Raw genomic sequence first — 6,379 nt, forward strand, 5'->3', positions numbered from 1 at the left:
AATTTTAGTTGTCCATTAGAATGGTAAATCATCATCTGAAATATCCAATGGATTTGTTGCTCCAAATGGATTTTCATCACGTGAAAAGTCTGGTACTGAATTTGTAGGCGCTGAATAGTTTGCAGTTGGTGCAGAGTAAGCTCCACCTGTATGACCCTCACGCACACTACGGCTTTCCAACATTTGGAAATTCTCAGCCACGACCTCAGTCACGTAGACACGTTGTCCTTGCTGGTTATCGTAACTACGAGTCTGGATACGACCTGTCACCCCGATAAGTGAGCCTTTTTTAGCCCAGTTAGCAAGGTTTTCAGCCTGTTGGCGCCACATAACGACATTGATAAAATCAGCCTCACGTTCACCATTTTGACTCTTAAATGTACGGTTTACTGCAAGAGTAAAAGTCGCAACTGCTACATTTGATGGGGTATAACGTAACTCAGCGTCACGTGTCATACGCCCTACAAGTACAACATTGTTAATCATAGTTTACCTTCTTAAGCGTCAGTTTTGACGATCATGTGACGAAGAATGTCAGCGTTGATTTTTGAAAGACGGTCAAACTCTTTAAGAGCTGCATCGTCGTTTGCTTCAACGTTAACGATGTGGTAAAGTCCTTCACGGAAATCTTTGATTTCGTATGCAAGACGACGTTTTTCCCAAGATTTTGATTCAACAACAGTTGCACCGTTGTCAGTCAAAATAGAGTCAAAACGTGCTACCAAAGCGTTTTTAGCTTCTTCTTCAATGTTTGGACGAATGATATAAAGAATTTCGTATTTAGCCATTGATATGTTCCTCCTTTTGGTCTAATGACCCCAAGACTTTGCAAGGGGTAAGTGAGGTTCGCTCACAATAAACTATTATACTAGAAAACAAATTTTTACGCAAGTAAAAACTCTGAAATTCGAAAAAACGCCACATGGGCGTTTTCCTGTTCTTATGGTTTGATACGGTGCAACATACGTGGGAATGGAATGGCTTCACGGATGTGTTTTGTTCCTGCTGCGAAGGTTACCATACGCTCGATACCGATACCAAATCCACCGTGTGGAACTGTACCGTATTTACGAAGGTCAAGGTAGAATTCATACTCTGTACGGTCCATGCCAAGTTCATCCATCTTAGCAACAAGGGCATCGTAGTCTTCCTCACGCATAGAACCACCGATGATTTCTCCGTAACCTTCTGGAGCAAGCAAGTCTGCACAAAGCACGCGCTCTGGATTTCCAGGAACTGGTTTCATGTAGAAGGCCTTGATGGCTGCTGGATAGTTCATGACAAATGTTGGTACACCAAAGTGGTTTGAGATCCACGTTTCATGTGGTGAACCAAAGTCATCACCATGCTCAAGATGTTCGTAGTCAGCGTCTTCATCATTTTCATGTTCTTGCAAGAGGTCAATGGCTTGATCGTAAGTGATACGTTTGAAGGGCTCTGCAATGTAGCGTTTCAAGAGTTCTGTATCACGTTCCAAGGTTTCCAAGGCTTGAGGCGCACGGTCAAGAACACCTTGTAGAAGAGCTTTTACATAAGCTTCTTGCAAATCAAGTGACTCATCGTGAGTCAAGTATGAGTACTCTGCGTCCATCATCCAGAACTCAGTCAAGTGACGGCGCGTTTTTGATTTTTCAGCACGGAATACGGGACCAAAGTCAAAGACACGACCAAGAGCCATAGCACCTGCTTCTAGGTAAAGCTGACCTGATTGGCTCAAGTAGGCTGGCGTTCCGAAGTAGTCAGTTTCAAAGAGTTCCGTTGAGTCTTCAGCCGCATTTCCTGAAAGAATTGGGCTATCAAATTTCATAAAGCCATTCTTGTCAAAGAACTCATACGTTGCATAAATGATAGCGTTACGGATTTGCATCACAGCCACTTGCTTACGAGAACGGAGCCACAAGTGACGGTTGTCCATCAAGAAGTCTGTTCCGTGTTCTTTTGGTGTGATTGGGTAGTCTTGAGATTCACCGATCACTTCGATGTCTGTAATGTCCAATTCATAGCCAAACTTAGAACGTTCGTCTTCTTTGACAATTCCTGTCACATAAACAGAAGTTTCTTGGCTCAAGCGTTTGATAACATCAAACTTCTCAAGTCCCACTTCTTCACCAAATTTTTCGACAAAGTTTGGTTTAAAAGCCACACCTTGGAAGAAGGCTGTTCCATCACGCAATTGCAAGAAGGCGATTTTTCCTTTTCCTGATTTGTTGGCAACCCAAGCGCCAATCGTCACTTCCTGACCAACATAGTCTTTTACATCAATAATCGTTACACGTTTTGTCATTATTTTTCCTTTTCTTTTTCTTTTATTTTTCCATAAATGCTTTCAAGCGTTCGACTGCTTCTTTAAGCGTATCTAGGTCTGTCGCATAGCTGAGGCGCACATTTTCTGGCGCTCCGAATCCTGCTCCTGTTACCAAGGCCACTTCGGCTTCTTCTAGGATAGCAGTTGTAAAGTCTGTCACATCCGTATAGCCTTTCATCTCCATTGCCTTTTTGACATTTGGAAAGAGATAGAAGGCTCCTTGTGGCTTAACGACTTCAAAACCAGGGACCTCACATAATAGCGGATAAATGGTATTGAGACGCTCCTCAAAAGCCTGACGCATGATATCAACAGAATCCTGTAGTCCTGTTAAGGCTTCGATAGCCGCATATTGAGAAACAGATGTCAAATTTGAAGTTGTTTGTCCTGTCAATTTACTCATAGCTGCAATGATTTCCGGATCACCTACCGCATAACCAACTCGCCAACCCGTCATGGCATAGGCCTTAGATACACCGTTGATAACAATGGTTTGCTTACGAATTGCTTCTGATAGACTTGAGATTGGAACAAATTCATTTCCATTATAAACAAGGCGACCGTATATATCATCTGCTAAGATCAGAATGTCATGCTCAACTGCCCAATTTCCGATAGCTAGTAATTCTTCACGAGTATAAATCATACCAGTCGGATTAGATGGTGAATTGAGAACCAAAACCTTTGTCTTATCTGTCCTAACTAGTTCTAGTTGATCCACCGTGACTTTAAAATCATTGTCTTCTTTAGCTTGAACAAAGACTGGAATCCCTTCTGCCATCTTGACCTGGTCTCCATAACTAACCCAATATGGAGTTGGAATAATAACCTCATCTAAAGGGTTAATTACAGCCATAAAGAAAGTATAGAGAGAGAACTTAGCACCTGTGGCAAAGGTAACCTCGTTACTTGCGACAGAATAGCCATAGTAGCGCTCAAAGTAGGTATTCACTGCAGCTTTTAATTCTGGTAGACCTGAAGCTACTGTATAGAAGGAAGCCTGTCCTTCTCGAATAGCTTTAACTGCTGCATCCTGAATATTTTCAGGGGTGTGAAAATCTGGCTGTCCTAAGGTCAAGAAAAGGACATCCTTACCTTGAGCTTTTAAATTTTTTGCTCTAGCATCACTAGCTAGAGTGACACTTTCTTCCATTTCTAAAACACGGTTGGATAGTTTCATAGGCCCTCCTTATTGACCAATGCTCCTGTTTCAAAATCTACTAGATAAAAATCAGTGCCTGACTTAACTTCCCAGATTGGCTTGTCTTGATAACGGCCAAAGGTAATCTTGTCAATCTCGCCAGCTCCTTTTTCCTTAGAAAGAGCTTCTGCTTTTTCTTGTGAAACACCCTGATTTAGCTGATAAACGTAAATCTTATGGTCATCTTTTCCAATCAGGACAGCAAGTGATTCTTGCTGTTTATTATGACCAAGAACACTGTAGTAAGATTCCAAGCCATTGTATAAGTCAACCTGATCAGCCTGCTCTAATCCTGCATACTGCTGAGCTAATTTTTCTCCTTCACTTTTAGCTGTTTGGTAGGGTTTCATCCCCAGAAACACCAGATACAGAAAGGACGCACTGATAACCACAAACAAAATCGTCATCCCTAGACCATACTGCCACAGTAGATTATTTTTTGCTTTTTTTTGTCTTTTTTTCACTCGTCTATTTTACCATCTATTAAGCTTTATTACAAGTGAATATAAGAATACTCGCATTTTATTTCTCTCTTCAAACAAAACAGAATCCAAAAAACAGTTCTTACTTTTCCAGTGGCAACTGACTAGAGTTTCAGCAATTTTATAATTTTCAAATAAACTCTGAGCAAATTTCTTGCAAGTCCTTTTGTTATATTGTAATCTATTTTATAACAACGAGAGAGTTCTCGGAAATTTTAAGAAAAAGGAGACACATCATGTCTAAAAAAGTATTATTTATCGTCGGATCACTACGCCAAGGTTCTTTCAACCACCAAATGGCCCTCGAAGCTGAGAAAGCACTTGCTGGTAAAGCGGAAGTTAGCTACCTCGATTATTCAAACCTTCCTCTCTTCAGCCAAGATTTGGAAGTTCCAACACATACAGCTGTAGTTGCTGCTCGTGAAGCAGTTCTCGCTGCTGATGCTATCTGGATTTTCTCTCCAGTCTACAACTTCTCTATCCCTGGAACAGTGAAAAACTTGCTTGACTGGCTATCTCGTGCCCTTGACTTATCTGATACACGTGGCGCTTCTGCCCTTCAAGACAAGTTTGTCACAGTCTCATCTGTAGCCAATGCAGGTCACGATCAACTTTTCGCTATTTACAAGGACCTCTTGCCATTTATCCGTACACAAGTAGTTGGTGATTTCACTGCTGCACGTGTCAATGACTCTGCTTGGGTAGACGGAAAATTGGTTCTTGAAGAATCAGTCCTAAATTCACTTGAAAAACAAGCTCAAGATTTGGTCAATGCGATCTAGTCATCACTAATCGTTATTTTTAAACAGACTTTTAGTCCTATATATCAAAAAACTAGTCAATTTATCAACAATTGAATGACTACTTCTTGAAATACGAAAAAAGAACTAGAGTTCTCACAAATGAGTGATGTTTCTAGTTCTTTTTGATTTACAAAGACTTCATGTAGGGAAAGCTACCAAGGATCAGATGAGATCATCTATTTAAGCTTCCTCTTCATCGTCTTTTTTCTTTTTAGCAAATAGCAAACCAAATGCGCCAAGAAGAGAGAGAACTCCTACTGTACCTGTAGTACGGTCTCCTTGTATACCAGTATTTGGCAATACTGCTTGCGATTGAGAAACTGATGAATCAGTTTCTGACACTTCATTCGGCAATTGAGCAGGTACTTCAACTGTTTGACTTGGTTGTCCAGCCGCTTGAGTAGCTGGCACCTCAGCAGGGGTAGCAATATCCGGTCTAGGATTTGTATCATCAGATGGTGTAGCTGGTCTTTGTTGACCGTCACCTGTTGGTCTGACTGGACTCACTTTCCTGAAGATGTGAGTTACAACATCACCTTTAGTTTCTGTTCTTACAAATACATACCCTTCAATTTCACCATGTTCAAATGCTTCATTTGCTTCACCTAATACCTTTAGTGCTTTGGCATCCGCTGGTTTCAATTCTTTACCATTTTCATCAACCCACTTGGTGATCATCAGTTGAATTTTAGATACTTCTACTGGATTAGGAAGCTCACCATTTACACCTCCATTGAATTCTGGGACTTCATGTGTTGGTGAATTTGGTGTATTCGCTCCGCCATTAAACTCTGGCAAGATTTCTTGAGTTTCCGGTTCTCCATTGACACCACCTGCAAACTCTGGAACTTCATGAATTGGTGAATCTGGTGCGTTCACTCCGCCATTAAATTCAGGGATTTCCGAAGTTTCTGGTTCACCTTTTGCATATGCAAAAACTAATTTATCTCGAGAAATTTCATGACTTACTTTTGTCTCCGGATCTGTAATTGTTACATTTCCTTTTGAATCAACTGTTACGTCTTTTCCTGGATTTGCTTTTGTCACTTTTTCTTTCACTTTATCTTGTTCTTCTGGACTTAAGTTCTCAGGATTTTTCACTGGTACTTTTTCCATCGGAACTACTGGACTGAAATCTTCTGGATTCACAGTAATTACAACATCAACATCTTCTGTACTTCCATCTGGATACGTTACAGTTACAACACCTTTTTTCTCCCCATGTTTTGAAGTATCTGGAATTTTTCCATCTTTCCATCCAAAAGTCGTTCCTTCTGGTAACGTTTTTACATTTTCAATACTATCTTTTGCAGATGGTACTTGAGCATGTTCTACCGTTTGTGTTTTTGGCTGTGGATCGTAATCGTCTTTTTGTGGCGTTACTTCGACTGTTACCGTCACTTCTTCCGTACTCTTATCTGGGTAAGTGATTAATACTTTTCCTGTCTTACTTCCTGGTTTACTTGTGTCTGGTTGTTCTGACCAGCTATAGTTTGTTCCTTTTGGTAAGTCATTTGTATTAATACTTTTCTCTGGATCTGGTACTTCGTTGTGACGAACAGTTTGGTTCGGTTCTTTTGCCGTTGGG

At 40.8% G+C, this 6,379-nt stretch carries 7 protein-coding genes; 1 reads left to right on the forward strand and 6 read right to left on the reverse strand.

Translation table 11 applies throughout. From position 1 onward, the window contains the following. Positions 1-15 precede the first annotated feature (15 nt). From ssbA to OCF96_RS08535, 5 genes are all read right to left on the reverse strand, one after another. Positions 16-486: a single-stranded DNA-binding protein SsbA gene (ssbA, locus tag OCF96_RS08515; RefSeq protein ID WP_000609606.1), complete on the reverse strand. Its 471-nt coding sequence runs from the start codon at positions 484-486 to the stop codon at positions 16-18. Positions 487-497: 11 nt separating this feature from the next. Further along, positions 498-788 carry a 30S ribosomal protein S6 gene (gene rpsF / locus OCF96_RS08520; protein WP_001151778.1) on the reverse strand — a complete coding sequence of 97 codons (291 nt, stop codon included), beginning with the start codon at positions 786-788 and terminating at the stop codon, positions 498-500. A gap of 152 nt (positions 789-940) precedes the next feature. Continuing rightward, positions 941-2,284 (reverse strand): asparagine--tRNA ligase, encoded by a 1,344-nt coding sequence (gene asnS, locus OCF96_RS08525; protein WP_000167160.1) that lies wholly within the window; start codon positions 2,282-2,284, stop codon positions 941-943. A gap of 22 nt (positions 2,285-2,306) precedes the next feature. After that, on the reverse strand, positions 2,307-3,485 hold the full coding sequence (locus OCF96_RS08530; protein ID WP_261446922.1) for a pyridoxal phosphate-dependent aminotransferase: 1,179 nt from the start codon (positions 3,483-3,485) through the stop codon (positions 2,307-2,309). Next, positions 3,482-3,970: a cell wall elongation regulator TseB-like domain-containing protein gene (locus OCF96_RS08535; protein ID WP_261446923.1), complete on the reverse strand. Its 489-nt coding sequence runs from the start codon at positions 3,968-3,970 to the stop codon at positions 3,482-3,484. Before OCF96_RS08535 ends, OCF96_RS08530 begins: the two co-directional genes overlap by 4 nt. A 254-nt stretch (positions 3,971-4,224) precedes the next feature. Between OCF96_RS08535 and OCF96_RS08540 the strand changes: the two genes are divergently transcribed. Continuing rightward, complete coding sequence (locus OCF96_RS08540) at positions 4,225-4,770, forward strand: NADPH-dependent FMN reductase (protein WP_261446924.1); 546 nt, start codon at positions 4,225-4,227, stop codon at positions 4,768-4,770. Between the two features lie 201 nt (positions 4,771-4,971). Here OCF96_RS08540 and OCF96_RS08545 read toward each other — a convergent pair. Further along, positions 4,972-6,379: SIALI-17 repeat-containing surface protein (locus OCF96_RS08545; RefSeq protein ID WP_261446925.1), on the reverse strand; the 1,408-nt coding region annotated here is incomplete at its 5' end.

It is taken from the genome of Streptococcus mitis (assembly GCF_946190065.1).
Lineage (GTDB): Bacteria > Bacillota > Bacilli > Lactobacillales > Streptococcaceae > Streptococcus > Streptococcus mitis_DE.